Here is an 18,461-nt window from a genome sequence, read left to right on the forward strand (position 1 = left end):
TGTCCTGTTGGGCTTTCGACTCTGCACCGAATGTGCCGCGATGGATGTGTGACGATGAGCTGAGCACTCTTTTTGTGCTGAGGCAAGACGTCTGATGCGACCCGCCGCGACGATTGGGGTGAAATGTCTTTGGCATAAAACGTCAGATAGATGGCGCTCTGAGCAACAATGCATCCCCCCTTGCGCATCCCTGCGCAATTTCAGGCCGATATGTCGCGTCTCATCCCCTTCAATCTTCCGCAGCCGCTCTCTATGGTGCGCGCGATTTGGCGCGGGGCTCCCCCTCGCGCGCCTGATGGAGACTACACAATGGATCGCCGCTCTTTTCTGAAAACTTCCGCCCTGGGTGGCTCTGCCGCCGCCGCCTCGACGCTCGCTGCGCCGATGTATGCGCAGGGCAAGCGCACGCTGACCATGGTCTGCTCTTGGCCGCGTGGTCTGGCGGGCGTCTGGGACGCGGTTGAGCGGTTCGTCGAGAGCGTCAACACCATGTCTGACGGTCAGATCACCGTCGAGGCCCGCGCGGCTGGCGAGCTCGTTGGCGGTCTTGAGGTGTTCGACGCCGTGACCTCCGGTCAGGCCGACATCTACCACTCCGCCGAGTATTATTTCACTGGCCAGCACCCGGCGATGGCGTTCTTCACCACCTCGCCCTTCGGCATGACGGCGCCTGAAATGATGGTCTGGTATTACGGCATGGGCGGGCAGCAACTGCACCGCAATCTCGGCGAAATCTTTGGCCTGCACACCAACATCGGCGGCCAGACCGGCGCGCAAGGTGGCGGTTGGTATCGCAAGGAAATCACCTCTGTCGCCGACTTCCAGGGCCTGAAACTGCGCATGCCGGGTCTCGGTGGCGAAGTGGTCGGCAAGCTGGGCGCCTCCGTTCAGGTCATGCCCGCGGGCGACATCTATCAGGCGCTCTCCTCCGGCGCTTTGGATGGCACCGAGTGGGTCGGTCCCTGGTCGGATGAGCGTCTCGGCCTGCAAGAGGTCTGTGATTATTTCTACCCGGCGGGCTTCCACGAACCGGGCTCGGCGCTGTCTGTCAACACCAACCTCGAGGTGTTCCAGTCGCTGACACCCGCGCAACAGCGGATCATCGACAACGCCGCCGCCGAGAGCAACCAGTTCGACTATGCCCTCTTCCTCGCCAACAACGGCCCGGCGCTTCAGCGCCTGATCGCGGGTGGCACGCAGATCAAGCAATTCCCGGACGACGTTTGGGAGGCCTTCGGACGCGCCTCGAAAGAGGTTCTGGACCAATATATGGACGACGATCTTTTCGTCGAAATCCGGACCTCGGTCGAAGAGTCGATGAAAGCCACCTCCGCCTGGATGGGGCAATCCGACAGCTTCTACACCGAACAGCGCAACCGCGTTCTGGCGATGATCGGCGAATAAGCCACTGTCCTGAAAGACAATTTGAAACGCGCGGGAGGCATCTTTCGCGCGTTTTTCTATGCGGTCACCCGCGGATGATCTTGCCCAACATATCGGTGCGCCAAAGAAACTGATGCGCCAGCGCCAGGCCGACGTGCACCGGGATCAACATCCAGAACAGCGCGGGCAGGAGGGTGCGATGGAGCCTAAGCACCTGCGCATCGCCGGTCTGATAGGCCCAGATCCCGAGGATCGGCGTGGCAAAGAACAGCGCGTAGAACATCCATTGGCCGAGACGCGCGAGCCCGCGAAAGAACCGTGGCGCGCCCAAGGGTTCGTTCGGCACGCCAAAGCCCAGCCGGATGAAGAACCGCAACACGGCGAGGAGGAATATCACGGTGCCGATCGCCATATGGCCCGACATGGACCGCCCCCAGAGCGTCATTTCCATTGCCCACATGCGTTGCGGCACGATCAGGTTCAGCGCCAAAAGCGCCACCATGCTCCAATGCAACAGGCGTTGCAGGAGAGAGAAGCTGTCCGGGGTAGCTTGCGGGTTTTGCATAAAGATGCCTCATAGATACATCTTTTAGATATGTCTTTTGCAGCCTGCGCGGCAGGGGACATCCTGTCACATGGTGTGGCCGCCTCAAAAGGTATATGCGTTTAGGCGCATAAGGAGGCCCAGCCATGTTGCCCATCCTCTCCGCCCTGTCCGACCAAACCCGCTTTGCCGCCATGCGCCTGTTGTATGACGGCGATGAGCATTGCGTTTGCGAGCTGATGCGCGTCATCGGTGCCACGCAAAGCCGGATGTCGCGGCATATGCAGGTGCTGAAACAGGCAGGCTTGGTGGTGGATCGGCGCGATGCGCAATGGGTGCGCTACCGCATGAACCCCGATCTGTCGCCAGACCTCAAAGCCCTGCTCGACGCCGTGTTCCGGGCCGAGACGCAGCTGAACAGGGAAAGGAACGCCGCATGAGCACGATCCAGACACACCCGACCCATCCGACACGCCCTGACTGGCTTTGGCACTTCGGCGTTGTGGCCTTTGTCGCGCTCTGGTGGGGCCTCTATCATCAACTGCAACCGCTGGCGGAATGGCTCACCGCACAGCTTCCGGTCGAACGCCACAGCCATACCGGCGAGGCCATCGCGTTCTTTCTTTATGACGTGCCGAAGGTGATGATGCTTTTGACGCTCATCGTCTTTGCCATGGGTGTGGTGCGCAGTTTTTTCTCGCCGGAGAAAACCCGTGCGCTCCTGTCCGGCAAACGCGAGGGCGTCGGCAATGTGCTTTCCGCGGGGCTCGGCGTGTTGACGCCGTTCTGCTCCTGTTCCGCTGTGCCGCTCTTCATTGGTTTCGTCTCTGCAGGCGTGCCTTTGGGCGTCACATTCTCCTTCCTGATCGCGGCCCCGATGGTCAACGAAGTGGCGCTTGTGCTGCTTTTCGGCTTGGTCGGCTGGCAGGTTGCGGCGACCTATCTCGCCTTTGGTCTCGGCCTCGCCGTGGTCGCCGGTTTTGTCATCGGAAAGCTCAAACTCGAAGGCTGGTTGCAGGACTGGGTGCGCGAGATCCATTCCGGGGCAGGGACCGCCGAAATGCCCGAAGGCGAAGGCCTGACGATGGTCGACCGCTATCGCCTCGGCATCGCTGCCGTCAAAGAGATTTTCGCCAAGGTTTGGGTCTGGATTCTCCTGGGCATCGCCATGGGCGCGCTGATCCACGGCTATGTGCCCGAAGATCTGATGGTCACGATCATGGGCGCGGACGCCTGGTGGTCGGTGCCCGCCGCCGTGGTGCTGGGCATTCCGATGTACACCAATGCCGCCGGTGTGATCCCCATCGTCGAGGCGCTTCTGGGCAAGGGGGCCGCGCTCGGTACGGTGCTGGCCTTCATGATGAGCGTCATCGCTCTGAGCCTGCCCGAAATGATCATCCTCAAACAGGTGCTGACCTACCGCCTGATCGCCGTCTTCATCGGCGTCGTCGGCAGCGGCATTCTGGCTGTCGGCATCCTGTTCAACCTGATCTTCTGAAAGGAGACCGTCATGACAACTGTCAAAGTCTATGGCCCCGGCTGCAAACGCTGTGAAACCACCGCTGAGATGGTGCGGGAGGCGGCGGGCAAACTCGGCCTCGAGGTTGAGGTGGAAAAAGTCACCGATCCGAAATCCATCGCCATGGCGGGCGTGATGTCGACGCCGGGAATTTCTATCGATGGCAAACTCGTCCATGCGGGTGGTCTGCCGGATAAGGCGAAGCTCGAAACCTGGCTCTCTGCCTGAAAGCCTCTCAAAACCGAGCTTCTTAAAACCGCCCCGTTTAAAACCGACCCGTGCCCTGCAACACACCATGTTCCATCGCGTAGCGCGTGAGACCTGCGGTCGAGGAAATTCCCAGCTTGCGCTTGATGTTCTTGCGATGGGTCTCGACCGTGCGCACGGAAATATCGAGTGCTGCGGCAACTTCCTTATTCGATTTGCCCTGTGCCAGTTCCAACAGGATCGTCTGTTCGCGCTCGGTCAATGGCTCGCGCCCGTCGCGGATTTTCGGACCCATCGCCGCCTGCGCCCCGTTGCAGAGGAACTGCTCGCCGCGCATCACCGCGTCAATCGCCTCTTTCACATCCTCCGTCGGCACGTCTTTCAAGACATAGCCCATGGCGCCATGCGACAAAGCCGCGCCGATATATTCTGGGCTGTCATGCATCGAGAGGATCAGAATGCGAGTCTCCGGGCGACGCTCCAAAAGCAATTCGGTGGCGGTCAGCCCGCCCATCTGCGGCATGTTCAAATCCAACAAAACCACATCGGGCGCCAGCTCTTCGATCTGATCCACCGCCTCGCGCCCGTTACACAATGTGCCCACGACCTCGATGTCGTCAAAGCTTTCCAATAGCGCGCGAATACCCTCGGCCACCATCGGGTGATCGTCCACGATCAGGACACGCGTCGGTTTCTGTGTCATCGGGCATTTCCTATCTCGGAACGGGGGCGGTTGGAGCCTGCGGGGGGTAGGATATGCTTCAACGGCACGGTGGCGTCAATGGAAGTGCCGGGAGACCGTGGCGTGATCGTCAGCGTGCCGTCCAATTGCTCCATCCGCTCCGCCATGTTGCGAAGCCCGATGCCATGCCCCGCCATGCCGCGTGCGGAGACGTCAAAGCCGCGCCCGTTGTCGCAAATCAAAAGCGTCGCTCCGGTGCGGTGACCGGCGAGTTTGATCGACACTTCGGTGGCGCCCGCGTGGCGTTCGATGTTGGTCAGCGCCTCCTGCGCGATCCGGAACAATGCGATCCGGGCCTCCTCATCAAGCCGGTTACGGAACACCACGGTTTCCAACTCCGTCCTGATCCCGGTGCGTTTCTCGAACTCTTCCGCCAGCGCCTGAAGCGCGGGCCCAAGGCCCAGATCGTCCAACACCCCCGGCCGCAGATCGCGCGAGATGCGGCGCACTTCGGTCAAGGCGCCGCCCAGCATGTCGAAACTGCGATCCAGACTGGCGGGCGCCTTCGGGTCGCCGGCTTTCAACTGCCGCCGCGCCAGCTCCATCGCGTAACGCACACCGACCAGAATCTGGCTGATCCCGTCATGCAATTCGCGCGCGACGCGGCCGCGCTCTTCTTCTTGCGTGTCGAAAATCCTCTGGGTCAGTTCCTTGAGTTTCGCGTCGGCCAACCGTCGTTCGCGGATCGTGATCGTCACACCGGACATGAAAACCAACAGGACCGCCGCCATGGTGATCGCACCGATATAGGCAAAGGTCCGGCGCACGCGGGTCTGGACTTCGGCGCGGGCGGCGGCGACGGATCTCAGCACATCGTCGATGAACACGCCCGTGCCGATCGCCCATTGCCAGTCCTGCAAGCCGATCACATAGCTGATCATCTGTGCCTCCTCATTGGTCGAGGGTTTCGGCCAGAGAAACTCGTGGTAGCCGCCGCCTTGGCGCGCCAGGCGGATCAACTCATCGACGATGGGCGTGCCTGCGCTGTCGGTGAGACCGGCCCAGTTGCGGGTGATCAGATCGGTCTGGCGGGGGGCGACGAGATTGGTGCCGTCATAGTCATAGACGAAAAAATACCCCTCCGTGCCATAGGTCATCGCGGCGAGCGTCTGCGTGACCTTGAGCTTGGCCGCTTCGTCATCGGGAGGGGCGGGGCTATAGTCCGCCGTGATCGAGTTGCGTGCCAGTTGCAGGTAATTCTGAAGCTCTTGACGCTTGGCTTTGAGGATTTGATCCTCCAGTTCCGCGATTTCGCGTTCGGCCATGGTTTTGGACTGATGCGCCACCACAAGCGCGATCGCGGCCACCGAGAGGATCAGCGGCAGCGTGGCGAGCAGGAACAATTTGTGCGCGTAGGTCAACTCGGGTCGCAGTCGCATCATCGGGTCGGTGTCGGGCTTTCGGGGGTTGATAGCAGAGGAGCGTGAAGGCTTTTGCACCTGCGGAGGATAGCGGCGACTGGGGGCGCGTCAATCATAGGATATAGGCATAGGATATGGGATGGCTGCACAGTCGTTCCGTAGTAAAGTTACAATATTGACCGCTAACGGAACATAAAAAATGCGGAACTGCGTAAAGTTGGGTATTTCCTCGCGGCATCGTGAGCGGTAACGTTAACCCACGATCTGGTCCGGTTTTGGCCTGTCCTTTGACGTGTGCATGCTGATTTGCCCAAATATTTCCAAGGGTTTTGTCTCTGCCGACGTCGTATTCGTGTCGAGAGGCGAAAGATGCAGGAGGCGTCTTGCGCCTTTTGGACCGGGTGAGGGGGGAAGGGGCTGCGGGATCGGTATAAGAAAACCATAGACCATCTTGGGAGGAAATTATCTATGGATCGTCGTTCTTTTCTGAAAACGTCCGCTCTGGGCGGGGCCTCTGCCGCTGCTGCGTCCACTTTGGCGGCGCCGATGTATGCACAGGGCAAGCGGACCCTGACCATGGTCACCACCTGGCCGCGCGGTCTGGCGGGCGTTTGGGATTCCGTTGAGCGTTTTGCCGCCAATGTCGATGCGCTGACCGATGGCCAGCTGACCATCGACGCGAAAGCTGCGGGCGAGCTCGTCGGCGGGCTTGAGGTGTTTGATGCCGTGACCGCCGGTCAGGCCGATCTCTATCATGGTTGCGAATATTACTTCACCGGCCAACACCCGGCGCTGGCCTATTTCACCACCGTGCCCTTCGGCATGACCGCGCCCGAGATGATGGTGTGGTACTATTCCATGGGCGGTATGGAGCTTCATCACAAACTGGGCGAAATCTTTGGTCTCAAAGGCTTTATTGCCGGTCAGACCGGCGGTCAGGGCGGCGGTTGGTTCCGCAAGGAGATCACCTCTCCCTCCGACTTCCAGGGTCTGAAGTTCCGCATGCCGGGTCTCGGCGGCGAAACCGTGTCGAAACTCGGCGCCTCCGTGCAGGTGCTTCCGGGTGGCGAGATTTACCAAGCGCTGTCTTCCGGCGCGCTCGACGGCACCGAGTGGATCGGCCCGTGGTCGGACGAGAAACTCGGCCTGCAAGAGGTCTGTGACTTCTACTATCCGGCGGGCTTCCACGAACCCGGCGCGGCGCTTTGCGTGACCTCGAACCTCGAAGTGTTCGAAAGCCTGAGCCCGATGCAGCAAAAGGCCATCGAGATTGCTGCAGGCGAGTGCCACCAGCACAACTATGCACTCTTTGTGTCGAACAACGGCCCCGCTTTGCAGCGACTCATTCAGGGCGGCACCCAGCTCAAGGAATTCTCCGACGATATCTGGTCCGCCTTCGGCAATGCCGCCAAAGAGGTGCTCGACGGCTATATGGGGGACGAGATTTTCGCGGAAATCCGGACCTCTTATGAGAGCGCAATGGCGCAGACCTCCGCTTGGATCGGTCGCTCCGACGGTAACTACACGCCGCAGCGTGACCGCGTCATGGCGGCTCAGGCCGAATGATTTTTTCGCAAGATCGCTAAAAACACGAAATGCGCGCGGGTTTCGCGCGCATTTTCGGCCTTATCACAGGGGTGTCCGGGGTTGTCGTCCGGGGCGCAGGGGCGTAAAGCAGCGCCACAACAAAATACACGAAAACAATACATTCTGGGAACGGGCCGCAGACCTCGCGGGCCGGGAAGGGGACAGACGAGATGGAAGAACAGACCGGCACGTCTTTCTTCGGGCTCATGGTGGACGCGGTGGTGAGCCTCGTCGTGAACCTCGGGCTCGGGTTCTGGCATATCATCTATGCGCTCACGCATCCGGGGCTTTGGCTCGATTGGTCGAATAAGGAAAGCCTGTTGCGCTTTGTTTATTATGGCGGCTCGAAGGAGCTTTTGTTCGTGTTCTTCGATGTGGTGATCGTGGTCACGGTGATCGGCTTTCTCTATCGGCCTTTGCTCTGGGCGCTGGTGCGCGGGCTTGAGAAAATCGCCAACACGGCGGGCCGTGTCGCCGCCTGGGCCGGTCTCTTGATGGTGCTGCAACAGATCATGGTGGTGTTCCTTCAGTCGATCTTCCGTCAGGGCGAGATCACCCTTTCGCCCTTCGGTGGCGGTTTTACCCAATCTGTCGGCTGGTTCTCCGAGAGCCTCAAATTCGAGAACGCCCTCGTCGTCGCGCTCTGCGTCTCCTACGCGTTCGTACAAGGCAGCCACGTGCGCGTGGACCTCGTCTACGCGGGCGTCAAACACCGCACCAAACGTGTGATCGACATGTTCGGGGCGCTATTTTTCATGCTGCCGGTGGCTTTGCTGACCTGGATGTACGCCTGGTTCTTCCTCTGGCGGCACCTGATCACGCCGAAGGTCTCGGCCTCCGACGCGCTCGACCGTATGCTGATGAAGGCCCGGATCGTGAAGTGGAATGTCGAAACCGTGTCCTTCTCGGCCAACGGGTTCAACGGGTATTTCCTCTTCAAAATCCTGCTCCTGTGCTTTCTCGTGCTGGTGATCCTTCAGGCGCTGGCCTTCTTCTACCGCTCTTTCCTGGAATTCGTCGAAGGCGAAGACAGCGCGGGCAAATATCTCGACAAAGACACGCTCGGCGAAGGCGAAGAAGCCTTTGAAGGCACGCATTAATTCGGGCGAAGGACCAGACACATGCTTTTCGGACTTGATGGCGTAGAAATCGGCCTCATCATCGTATTCCTTTGCCTCTTCGGCGGCATTCTCACCGGCTTTCCGGTGGCCTTCGCCATCGGCGGCGCGGGGCTCATGGCTTTCGGCATCATCGCCGCTTTGGACAGCGCGGGCATCCTCGTGCATGAGGCCATCGACACCGGCTCGCAGGCCTACCGCGATCTTGTGAATTCCGGCGTCAACCCCGCGAACATATCGCATTTCAGGTATCCCGACTTGCCGGTCTACCCTGAGGCGCTCTTCCCCGGCGGTTGGGAGCAGGCGGTGGATCGCAACCTGTCCTTCATCGTCAACCGGATGAACGAACGCGTCTTCGCGGGTGCCTCCATCGAGACGCTTCTCGCGGTTCTGATGTTCGTGATGATGGGCATCGTGTTGGAACGCTCCAAGATTGCCAACGACCTTCTGACCACCATGGCGCGCGTCTTCGGTCCGCTTCCGGGTGGTCTTGCGGTCTCCGTGGTTATCGTCGGCGCCTTCCTCGCGGCCTCCACCGGCATCGTGGGCGCCACCGTGGTGACCATGGGTCTTTTGTCCCTGCCGACCATGCTGCGTCACGGCTATTCGCCGCAGCTCGCCACCGGTGTGATCGCCGCCTCGGGCACATTGGGTCAGATCATTCCGCCCTCCATCGTCATCGTGCTTTTGGGCACTCTCGCGGGCGACATCTATTCCGCCGCCCAAGAAGCCCGCGCGCAGGCCGCCGGTTGTACCGATGCGCTGACCTATCTGGGTGAGCCCGCCGTGGTCTCGGTCGGCACGCTGTTCCAGGCGGCGATGCTGCCGGGCGTGTTCCTTGCCGGTCTCTACGCGCTCTATGCCTTCGGCTACGCGATGTTCAACCCGTCCAAGGCCCCGCCTGTGCATCTTGAGCACACGAGCCACGAGACCATGACCCGTCGTGACGGTCTGTTGTGGATGCTGGCCGTGCCGGTGCTTCTGATCGGCGCGGCTGTCTTCTCCGGCCAGTTCGGTCTTGCCGGGTCTCAACAGATTCAGGTGTCCGAGTTCACCGAAGCGGGCGCGACCGCCAGCCTGCGCACCAATGTCTCGGACCAATGTCAGGCCGCGATGATTGAGCTGCATGGTCAGCCCGCCTGGGACACCGCCGTCGCTGAACAGGCCGCGATCGAAGCCTCTGGCGGCGCGCAAGGCTCTGTCCAGCGCACGCCGGAACAGATCGAGGCCCTGACACTGGACGCCATCGCCAATGCGCCGCTCTTGGGCTCCGGCCTTTTGACCGTCATGGTGCTTTTGGCGATCACCCTGGCCTTTGGCCGTGGCGTCGCACCGCTGGCCAACCCGGCGCCGCTTTTGATCGGGGCGGGGGGCATTGCCGCTGTGCTGCTGCTCGATGCGCTTCTGGTCGGGCCGTTGACCAGCTCCGGCACCGCCTTCGTGATCTATCTGATCCCCTTCCTGGCGCTGGCCTACGGGTTGAAATATGCGGCTCTTCATCTCGCCAAGAACGAGCTGTTCCGCGTCGTCTTCCCGCCGCTGGTGCTGATCGTGGCTGTGCTCGGATCCATCTTGGGCGGTGTGACCAACCCGACTCCGGCCGCCGGTCTCGGTGCGGGCGGTGCGCTGCTCTTGGCGGCCTACCGCAAGCTCGCGGATCATCACAAGACCAGCAAGATCATCCTCGGTGCCGCTTTCGCCGTCATCGTGATGATCCTGATCGGGTCGAATTTCGACCTGCGTCTGGGGCGTGGCGATGTGCCGTTTGAGGATTGGGTCGCCTATATCGTGGCCCTCGGCGCCTATTACTTTGCCATGTTCGGCATTCTCTATGCCTGCTGGGTGCTGTTCTCCGATGGCACTCTGGGCATCGTGGTGCGCGAAACGGCCAAGGTCACCTCCATGGTCTTCACCATCCTCATCGGCTCGCAGCTTTTGAACCTCGTGGTGATTTCCTTCGGCGGCGAGCATTACATCCAGAGCTTCCTGCGCAGCTTCGACAATGAGTTCACCGTCTTCTTGCTGGTGATGCTGGTGCTGTTCATTCTGGGCTTTGTGCTCGACTTCCTGGAGATCATCTACATCGTCGTGCCCATCGTCGGCCCGGTGATCTACGGCGGCACGATGGACCCGAAATGGGTGACGATCATGATCGCCGTGAACCTCCAGACCTCCTTCCTGACACCGCCCTTCGGCTTTGCGCTCTTCTACCTGCGCGGTGTCGCGCCGCCGTCGGTCACCACCGGGCACATCTACAAGGGCATCATTCCCTTCGTGCTCATTCAGGTGATCGGGCTAGGCATCCTCTGGACCTTCCCGGATATCGTCACCATCGTGCCGAACCTTCTGGCGAAATAACGCCTCTCAAAACCCCGCCCCATCGGCGGGGTTTTTCTTTGTGTGAAAAGAATCCCTTGCGTCAGATGAAATGTCTTATAAAAAGACTAAGGTATTTATCCCTCGCCCCGCAAAGGAGCCCCCATGTCTTTCCAATCCGCCCGCGCCATCGACCAGATCACTGAAGACACCCTTGAGGGCGCGCAGCCGGTGGGGAAGCTGTCGCAACTGAATGAACAGGGCCGGGTGGTCGTCACCCTGTTTCGCGGTTCTGAGGCGATGCGAGGCAACGGCGATCTGGGCAAGATCTTTTCGCAGATGATGCTGGTGTTCGAACGCCACGCCCGCCGTCCTCTGGTGAGCCATGGCATGCGCTGTGATTGCCTTGGCGCCGACGAGGCGGTGCTGGCGCAATTCGTCCGCCTTGCCGCACGCGGCAAACGTGAGGACGCGACGCTCATGGCCATGCTGATGCTGCGCGCCGATATTGCGCCGCTGGCTGTCTCCATGGCCGAACAATTGGGCCTTCTGATCGACGCCACGCTGAGGACCGACCCGCGTGCCATGATGGGGACGGTGAAGGTGCATTGAGCCGATCCGGTGATCTCAAAAACAAACGCGGCTATTTGGGCCGCGTTTTTGTTTTAAAACTCTGTCGTTGTACGTCCCGAGCCCGGCATATTGGGCCCCTGCATATCCGGCAGATCGATCTTCGCCACCTGCTGCGCGATTGGCTCGCTTTCCAGAGGATGGGTGTCTTGGGCAAATTCTTCGGGGTCTTTCAGGTCGATCCATTGCCCGCCTTGGTAGACTTCAAGCGCCGAGAACCGCGCCTTGTAGCCCATTTTCGGCGACCCCGGCACCCAATAGCCGAGGTAGACATAGGGCAGACCCGCCTCGCGCGCGATCTCGATATGGTCGAGGATCACATAGGTGCCAAGGCTGTCCTTGATCAGATCGGGTTTGTAAAACGAATAGACCATCGACAAGCCGTCATCCAAGAGGTCCGTTAGACAGGTTGCGGCCAGCTCGCGCGGACGGCCAGACTCGCCTGGGATGTAATATTCGATGACGCGGGTGCGGATCGGGGTTTCCTCGATCATCGCGGCGAATTCGAACACATCCATATCGGCCATGCCGCCATCGGCGTGGCGCGTCTCGAGATACTCCCGAAACAGCTCATATTGCGCCTCGGTGGCCCAAGGCGAGGTGGCACCGCGTTTCAGGTATTTGTTCTTGTTGATCGCCCGACGCTGCGATTTCGAGGGTTTGAAATCGGCGACTCGGATGCGCGCCGAGAGGCAGGCACTGCAATCGGCGCAGGTCGGGCGGTAGAGTACGTTTTGCGACCGGCGAAACCCCTGTTTCGACAGGCTGTCATTGAGTTGGTTGGCATTCTCGCCCTGTAAGGAGGTGAACAGCTTTCGCTCCATCCGCCCCTCGAGATAGGGGCAGGGTTGCGGAGCCGTCACGTAAAACTGCGGCGCTAGGGGGAGGGAGTGACGCATGGGGTGGACTTACGATGAATTCACAAAGGACGGGTTAACAGCTTGATCAAAAAGGTAGCAACTCAACCGCCATTCGCCAAGGGGGACATGTGGAAAAGCCACATGGATGCGACAAAGGGGACCGAACGGCCCCCATTTGCCTCAATTTTGAAACTCTTTGGGCGCTATCAGACGCGCTTTAGTAGCTCGACGGGCGGTTGATCGCCGCAGAGCCAAGCACCAGATCCGACAGGCCTTGGCCGCGCGCCGTGGTGGCCATCAGGACGACGGAGACGACTTGCAAAATGCCGGTCGAACACCAGACGGTGAAGAGCAGGGTGTGCAAAACCGCCATGCCGAGATCGAAGCGCGCGCCATTGCGGTCGCGGAACTCGATCCCCATGAGCCGCATGCCCCAGGTCGCCGATCCGTTGGCGATAGTGATCACGCGATACGCGAAACTCACCACGGCGACGAGGAAGGGGAAAAAGAAGATGCCGGTGAAGGCGGTGAACGGAACGATCAGCGCGGCGATGATCACGATCAGGATGAAATCGACCACAAAGGCCAAGGCGCGTTTGGTCGCCACCATATCGTAAAAGGCGGGCTGGCGGTCGGGATCGGGAAGGCCCCAGTAGCCATCGTCGTGGCTGTCGGTATATCTGTCTTCTGGCATCATCATACTCATTGTCCTGTCTCCTATGTGGGCCAGCCCCGCCTGCGTTGCAAGGGGACTGGCCGGAGGATTGTCTGAGGATTACGCGTCCTCTTTTTTGTCCGAGCTGTCGTCGTCGGGCTGCACCTCTGCGGCGCGTTTGGTGCGGTCGTCCATGAACTGGTCGAACTCGGCCTTGTCCTTCGCGGCGCGCAGGCGCTCGAGGAAGGTTTCGAATTGATCCTGTTCCTCTTCGAGGCGGCGCAGGGTTTCTTCTTTGTAGGCGTCGAACGCCGTGTTGCCGGAGGACCGCGTCGCAGCATGCGCCGCGCGGAAGCGGTTGCGGGACATGTGGCGACCACGCGGGCCGAATTCAGAACGGTGTTTGCAAGCGAACATTCTTTTGCTCCAGATCATATAAGCGAGAAGGGCGAGGCCGACGGGCCAGACAAAGATAAAGCCAAGGACCATAGCCGCGATCCAGGCGCCTTTGCCCTTGTCGTCGAGCCAGGCCTCAGCGCGGCGAAACCAGCTTTGGCCGGTCCCGGCGGGGGCGTAAGTAGAGGCGACTTGGGTCATTTGGGGTTCCCTTTCGAACTGATAACTCTCGTGTTTCGGTTGATGTGAATGCTTTTCACATTACAAAGATGGGGCGATGGGCCGTGCCGCGCAAGGGGTGATGTGAATGTTTTTTACATTATTTTGATAATGTATTTTAAAACAGTATGTTGCTGGTTTTTATTGCGGTGAATTCCGACGTTTCACCGGAGCCGTGAGGCTGGATTTGCCTCCTGGTATGTGCCAGAAAGGCCCGGACAAATGCAAAGGATGGCACCAATGACCCTCATAACTTCTCCCCAGACCGGCACCTGCCGCTGCGGTGCTGTCGAGATTGAGGTGTCAAAAGCCCCCGTGATGACCGCCGCCTGCCATTGCTCGGGCTGTCAGAAAATGAGCGCCAGCGCCTTTTCCCTCACGGCCATGGTGCCTGCCGAGGGGGTGCGCGTTGCAAAGGGCGAAGTGGTCAAGGGCGGGGCCAAAGGGCCCGATCTCGACCATTACTTCTGTCCGAAGTGCATGACATGGATGTTCACCCGCATCACAGGGTTCGAGGCGCTGGTGAACATTCGCCCGACGATGTTCGATCTGACGGACGCGGAGGTGGCGGGCTGGGCCACGCCCTTTATCGAAACCATGGTGGAGAACAAGCTGCCCTGGGCCGACACGCCCGCGCCGCATAAATTCGACGCTATGCCGGATATGGACAGCTTTCCCCAGTTGCTCGCCGCCTTCGCTCAGCGGGCCCTCTGACGGCGACGAGGGAGGGGATCAGCCCTCGGCTGCCAATCCCACCAGCTCAAGGCACAGTTCCGTCGCCAGCGCCATATCCTGCACCGAAATCCACTCCAACGGCCCGTGGATGTTCTGCATGCCGGTAAAGATATTCGGCGTCGGCACCCCCATTTCGGTGAGCCGCGAACCATCCGTCCCGCCCCGGATCGGCACCGACAAGGGCGCGATCCCAAGTTTGCGACAGGCGTCGCGCGCCAGATCGACGGGCGTCATATCCTCCTCCAGCCAATAGCGCATGTTGCGATATTGCGGCGTGATTTTACAGGTGATCTCGGCCCGCGGCTCGGTGGCGGCGACGGCCTCGCAGACCTTGCGGACGATCTCACCTTTCTCCGCCAATCCCTCGCGTTCGAAATCGCGTAGGATCAGGGTGATTTTCATCTCGGACGAGCCGCCCACCATATCGGTGGCATGGATAAAGCCTTCGGTTCCGTCGGTGGTCTCCGGCACCATGACCGATTGCGGCAGGGTCTGAATGATTTTCGAGGCCAGATGAATGGCATTCACCAACTTGTCCTTGGCCTGACCGGGGTGGATTGAGACACCTTTGACGATAATCTCGGCGCCATCGGCGGAGAAGGTCTCATAGACAATCTCGCCCACCTCACCACCGTCGAACGTATAGGCGAAATCGGCGGCCAGATCTTTCGGCAGCGCCGCGTCCACCCCGCGCCCGATCTCTTCGTCGGGCGTAAAGGCGATGCGCAGCGGTGGGTGTTGGATTTCAGGGTTGGCCAACAAATGCTTCGCCGCCGTCATGATGATCGCCACGCCCGCCTTGTCATCGCCACCCAAAAGCGTGGTGCCGGAGGCGGTGATGATGTCGTGGCCCTGTTTTTCCGCCAAATAGGGAAATTCGTCAGGTGAAAGGATCAGCTCCGCATTGTCGGGATAGGTGATGTCGCCGCCGTTATAGCCCTTGATCACGCGGGGTTTGACGCCTGTGGCGTTGAACTGCGGCGCGGTGTCGACATGGGCCAGAAGCCCGACGGTCGGTCCGGGGGCTGTGCCGGGAAGGGTCGCCAAAACCGTGCCGTAGTCGGTGATTTCCACATCCTCGGCGCCGATGTCTTTCAATTCTGCCTCCAACAGCCGCAGCATGTCATATTGCCGCTCTGTGCTGGGAGACGTGGGGGAATTCGCATCGCTCTGGCTGTCGATCGCGGCATAGCGCATCAGACGGGTTTCAAGTTCGTCATCAAAGCGGGTTTTGCTGTCCTGTGGCATCGGCTGTCCTTTGTCTTTGCGACCAGAGGGCGCGTCTCGGGCCCGAGAGTCAAGACACACCCCCGCGCAGCCCCTTTGCCGTCGTGAACACACGTCGAATGCACTTGCACTTCGGGTGAAAAATCCGCTCTTTTAAGACAGTTGGAGGAGCAGCCATGACGTTTGAATCCCGGATCACCCGAAGCCCGCGCGCCTATGACCCGGAGCGCGGCGCCGAAGCCCGCATGGCCCTGCCGGAGCTCTCGGGCGCCGTGGCGGAGGTGATCGAAGGCGCGGCCGGATCGGCGCCCTATCTGCATGGCTTGATCCTGAAAGAGGCGGACTGGCTGGCCGGCGCGCTGGACGATCCTGAGGCGGCGCTCACGGCGGAAATCACCAGGATCGAAGCGCTGCCCTTCGACCAAATTAACGGCGGGCTGCGACAAGCCAAACGCCGCGTGGCGCTCTTGTCCGCGCTTTGCGATCTGGGGGGCGTCTGGGGCCTCTTCGAGGTCACCGGCGCGCTGTCACTCTTGGCGGACCGCGCCACCCATGTGGCGATCCGGGCGCATGTGGCGCGCGAGATCACCCGTGGCAAAATCCCCGGCCAGACCGAAGACGACATCGAGAGCTGTGGCGGCATGTTCGCGCTCGCCATGGGCAAACATGGGGCAGGGGAGCTGAACTATTCCTCTGACATCGACCTCATCTGCCTGTTTGACGAAAGCCGTTTCGACGGTGTCGACCAGATGGAGGCGCGCGCCGGATTCATCCGTGCCACGCGCAAGGCGATGGCCTCTTTGTCCGATCTGACCGGCGAAGGGTACGTGTTCCGCACCGACCTGCGCCTGCGGCCCGACCCGTCGGTGACGCCCGTCTGTTTCGCCATGGAGGCCGCGGAGCGCTATTATGAAAGCGTCGGGCGCACCTGGGAGCGCGCGGCCTATATCAAGGCCCGCACCTGCGCCGGCGACATGGCGGCGGGCGCGCGGTTTCTCAAGGATCTGACACCCTTCGTTTGGCGCAAACACCTCGATTTCAACGCCATTCGTGAGACCCACGACATGCGGTTGAAAATCCGCGCGCATAAAGGACTTGGCGGCGCGCTTTGCCTCGAAGGTCACAATATGAAACTGGGCTATGGCGGCATTCGCGAGATCGAGTTTTTCGCCCAGACCCGGCAGTTGATCGCGGGCGGGCGCGACCCCGATCTGCGGCTGCGCGAAACCGTGCCCGCGCTCAAGGTGCTCGCGGAAAAGGGCTGGGTGGAGGCCGAGGTCGCCGCGACTTTGGGCACCGATTACATGGCGCATCGCGAGGTCGAACACCGGCTTCAGATGCTGCGCGATCAACAGACCCATAGTTTGCCGACGGCGCCTGAAGAATTCGACCGCCTGGCCGCGCTCATGGGCACCACAGTGCCCGAGATGCGCGCCGAGATCGCCGAGCGCTGCGAACGGGTCAACGCGTTGACCGAGGATTTTTTTGCGCCCGGGGAGGCCGCACCCGCGCCGGAGCTCACGTCAGAAGAGGCCGAAATCGCCGCGCGCTGGTCGACCTATCCCTGTCTGCGCACCCCGCGCGCGCAGGAGATTTTCACCCGGCTCAAACCCGAGCTTTTGCACCGCATCCAAAACCTCGACAAACCCTCGGAGGCGCTCACCCATCTCGACGGGTTTCTCAAAGGACTGCCCTCCGGCGTGCAGCTTTTCGCGCTCTTCGAAGCCAATCCGCAGCTCATTGACCTGATTCTCGACATCGTCTCCACAGCCCCCCATCTGGCGCGCTACCTGTCGCGCAACGCGAGTGTGCTGGATGCGGTGATCGGCGGCGGGTTCTTTGCGCCTTGGCCGGGACGCGAGACCCTGGCGGAGGAGTTGGCCGCGCATCTGGAAGCTTCGGGCGATTATGAGCGCCAACTCGATGCCTGTCGCCGCTGGGCCAAGGAATGGCACTTCCGCGTCGGTGTCCATCAGCTGCGCGATCTGATCACCGCCGATCAGGCGGGCGCGCAATATTGCGATGTTGCGGCGGCCTGTGTGGCGGCGCTTTACCCGCCGGTCGTGGCGGAATTTTCCCGCAAACATGGCACACCGCCGGGGCGCGGCGCGATGGTTCTGGGCATGGGCTCTCTGGGCGCAGGGCGGCTGACCGCGGCCTCCGATCTCGACATGATCGTGATCTATGACGCGGGCGGCGTGGAGGCTTCTGAGGGGCGTAAACCCCTGCCGTCGCGGACTTATTACGCGCGTCTGACGCAAGCGCTGATCACCGCGATCACCGCCCAGACCGCCGAAGGGCGGCTCTATGAGGTCGATATGCGGCTCCGCCCGTCCGGCAAACAGGGGCCTGTGGCGACCTCATTCGAAAGCTTCATGAGCTATCAGATGAAGGAGGCCTGGGTCTGGGAACATCTGGCGCTCACGCGCGGACATCCGATTGCGGGCGATCCGGATCTTTGCCGTGCGGTGGATGATTTCCGCAGCGATCTCATTGCGGGGCCCAAAGACGAATCCCGCATCCGTCAGGAAACCCGCGAGATGCGCGCGCGTCTGGCGGAGGCTAAACCGGGCAGCGATTGGGATCCGAAAAACGGCCCCGGTCGGATGATGGACATCGAGCTTCTGGCCGAATCCGCCGCGCTTTTGGCGGGCAGTGCAGAGCAGGACATTTATGCCCAACTGGGCGCCGGGCGGGCGACGGAGTGGCTGTCGGGCGATGACTATGCGTTGCTGGTCGAGACCTATCGGCTGATGTGGCGGCTGCAATCGGCGGCGCGGCTGTTGACCGGCGAAAAGCTCGATCCTGAAGCGATCGGTGCGGGCGGGCGTGAGTTCCTGCGCCGCTCGAACGGGGCGGTGTCGATGGAGGCGCTGTCAGAAGAACTGCGCAGCCGGTCCGAAGCTGCCGCCCGCGCGATTGCGGAGATTTTGGCGCGCCCGGTGTCGGGGGGGTGAGCGAG

17 protein-coding genes are annotated in these 18,461 nt (G+C 61.1%); 10 read left to right on the forward strand and 7 right to left on the reverse strand.

The genetic code is table 11. The features are described 5' to 3' along the window. The first annotated feature begins 309 nt into the window (after positions 1–309). Entirely contained in the window at positions 310–1,404 is a 1,095-nt protein-coding gene (locus HCZ23_RS16575) for a TRAP transporter substrate-binding protein (protein WP_167602863.1), read from the forward strand. Between the two features lie 64 nt (positions 1,405–1,468). Here HCZ23_RS16575 and HCZ23_RS16580 read toward each other — a convergent pair whose 3' ends face one another. Further along, complete coding sequence (locus HCZ23_RS16580) at positions 1,469–1,948, reverse strand: cytochrome b (protein WP_167602864.1); 480 nt, start codon at positions 1,946–1,948, stop codon at positions 1,469–1,471. A 125-nt stretch (positions 1,949–2,073) separates the two neighbouring features. Between HCZ23_RS16580 and HCZ23_RS16585 the strand changes: the two genes are divergently transcribed. From HCZ23_RS16585 to HCZ23_RS16595, 3 genes are read left to right on the forward strand one after another with little or no spacing between them, the layout of a single operon-like run. Beyond that, complete coding sequence (locus HCZ23_RS16585; RefSeq protein WP_167602865.1) at positions 2,074–2,367, forward strand: metalloregulator ArsR/SmtB family transcription factor; 294 nt, start codon at positions 2,074–2,076, stop codon at positions 2,365–2,367. Then, positions 2,364–3,425, forward strand: coding sequence for a permease (locus tag HCZ23_RS16590; protein ID WP_167602866.1), 1,062 nt, complete (start codon positions 2,364–2,366; stop codon positions 3,423–3,425). Before HCZ23_RS16585 ends, HCZ23_RS16590 begins: the two co-directional genes overlap by 4 nt. 12 nt (positions 3,426–3,437) lie before the next feature. Further along, a complete protein-coding gene (locus tag HCZ23_RS16595) occupies positions 3,438–3,674 on the forward strand; it encodes a thioredoxin family protein (protein ID WP_167602867.1) in 237 nt (78 codons plus the stop codon). A 37-nt stretch (positions 3,675–3,711) separates the two neighbouring features. On the opposite strand, the gene HCZ23_RS16600 is transcribed toward HCZ23_RS16595, so the two are convergent. After that, positions 3,712–4,356, reverse strand: a complete 645-nt coding sequence (locus tag HCZ23_RS16600) for a response regulator transcription factor (RefSeq protein WP_167602868.1) — start codon at positions 4,354–4,356, stop codon at positions 3,712–3,714. Further along, positions 4,353–5,777, reverse strand: a complete 1,425-nt coding sequence (locus HCZ23_RS16605; protein WP_254870354.1) for a cache domain-containing protein — start codon at positions 5,775–5,777, stop codon at positions 4,353–4,355. Before HCZ23_RS16605 ends, HCZ23_RS16600 begins: the two co-directional genes overlap by 4 nt. 447 nt (positions 5,778–6,224) lie before the next feature. Here HCZ23_RS16605 and HCZ23_RS16610 point away from each other — a divergent pair, with 447 nt between their 5' ends. The 4 genes from HCZ23_RS16610 (at position 6,225) to HCZ23_RS16625 (ending at position 11,389) form a co-directional block, all read left to right on the forward strand. Continuing rightward, positions 6,225–7,322, forward strand: coding sequence for a TRAP transporter substrate-binding protein (locus HCZ23_RS16610; RefSeq protein ID WP_167602870.1), 1,098 nt, complete (start codon positions 6,225–6,227; stop codon positions 7,320–7,322). A 191-nt stretch (positions 7,323–7,513) separates the two neighbouring features. Then, on the forward strand, positions 7,514–8,443 hold the full coding sequence (locus tag HCZ23_RS16615; protein WP_167602871.1) for a TRAP transporter small permease subunit: 930 nt from the start codon (positions 7,514–7,516) through the stop codon (positions 8,441–8,443). 21 nt (positions 8,444–8,464) lie between these two features. Beyond that, positions 8,465–10,819, forward strand: coding sequence for a TRAP transporter large permease subunit (locus tag HCZ23_RS16620; protein ID WP_167602872.1), 2,355 nt, complete (start codon positions 8,465–8,467; stop codon positions 10,817–10,819). 123 nt (positions 10,820–10,942) lie between these two features. Next, entirely contained in the window at positions 10,943–11,389 is a 447-nt protein-coding gene (locus HCZ23_RS16625; RefSeq protein WP_167602873.1) for a hypothetical protein, read from the forward strand. Positions 11,390–11,442: 53 nt separating this feature from the next. On the opposite strand, the gene HCZ23_RS16630 is transcribed toward HCZ23_RS16625, so the two are convergent. The 3 genes from HCZ23_RS16630 to HCZ23_RS16640 form a co-directional block, all read right to left on the reverse strand. Next, complete coding sequence (locus tag HCZ23_RS16630) at positions 11,443–12,306, reverse strand: arginyltransferase (protein WP_167602874.1); 864 nt, start codon at positions 12,304–12,306, stop codon at positions 11,443–11,445. Between the two features lie 178 nt (positions 12,307–12,484). Then, positions 12,485–12,967, reverse strand: coding sequence for an RDD family protein (locus HCZ23_RS16635; protein WP_254870363.1), 483 nt, complete (start codon positions 12,965–12,967; stop codon positions 12,485–12,487). 75 nt (positions 12,968–13,042) lie between these two features. Next, complete coding sequence (locus HCZ23_RS16640; protein ID WP_167602875.1) at positions 13,043–13,519, reverse strand: DUF2852 domain-containing protein; 477 nt, start codon at positions 13,517–13,519, stop codon at positions 13,043–13,045. A 258-nt stretch (positions 13,520–13,777) separates the two neighbouring features. On the opposite strand from HCZ23_RS16640, the gene HCZ23_RS16645 reads away from it, so the two are divergent. Beyond that, positions 13,778–14,251, forward strand: coding sequence for a GFA family protein (locus HCZ23_RS16645; protein WP_167602876.1), 474 nt, complete (start codon positions 13,778–13,780; stop codon positions 14,249–14,251). Positions 14,252–14,269: 18 nt separating this feature from the next. Here the strand turns inward: HCZ23_RS16645 and pepT are convergent, their stop codons facing one another. After that, a complete protein-coding gene (gene pepT / locus HCZ23_RS16650) occupies positions 14,270–15,520 on the reverse strand; it encodes a peptidase T (protein WP_167602877.1) in 1,251 nt (416 codons plus the stop codon). A 155-nt stretch (positions 15,521–15,675) separates the two neighbouring features. Here pepT and HCZ23_RS16655 point away from each other — a divergent pair, with 155 nt between their 5' ends. Beyond that, the gene (locus HCZ23_RS16655) at positions 15,676–18,456 is read left to right on the forward strand and encodes a glutamine-synthetase adenylyltransferase (protein WP_167602878.1); all 2,781 of its coding nucleotides are present in this window, start codon (positions 15,676–15,678) and stop codon (positions 18,454–18,456) included. Positions 18,457–18,461 lie beyond the last annotated feature (5 nt).

Origin of the sequence: Celeribacter sp. HF31, from assembly GCF_011806455.1 — a bacterium.
In the GTDB taxonomy this organism is placed as follows: domain Bacteria; phylum Pseudomonadota; class Alphaproteobacteria; order Rhodobacterales; family Rhodobacteraceae; genus Celeribacter.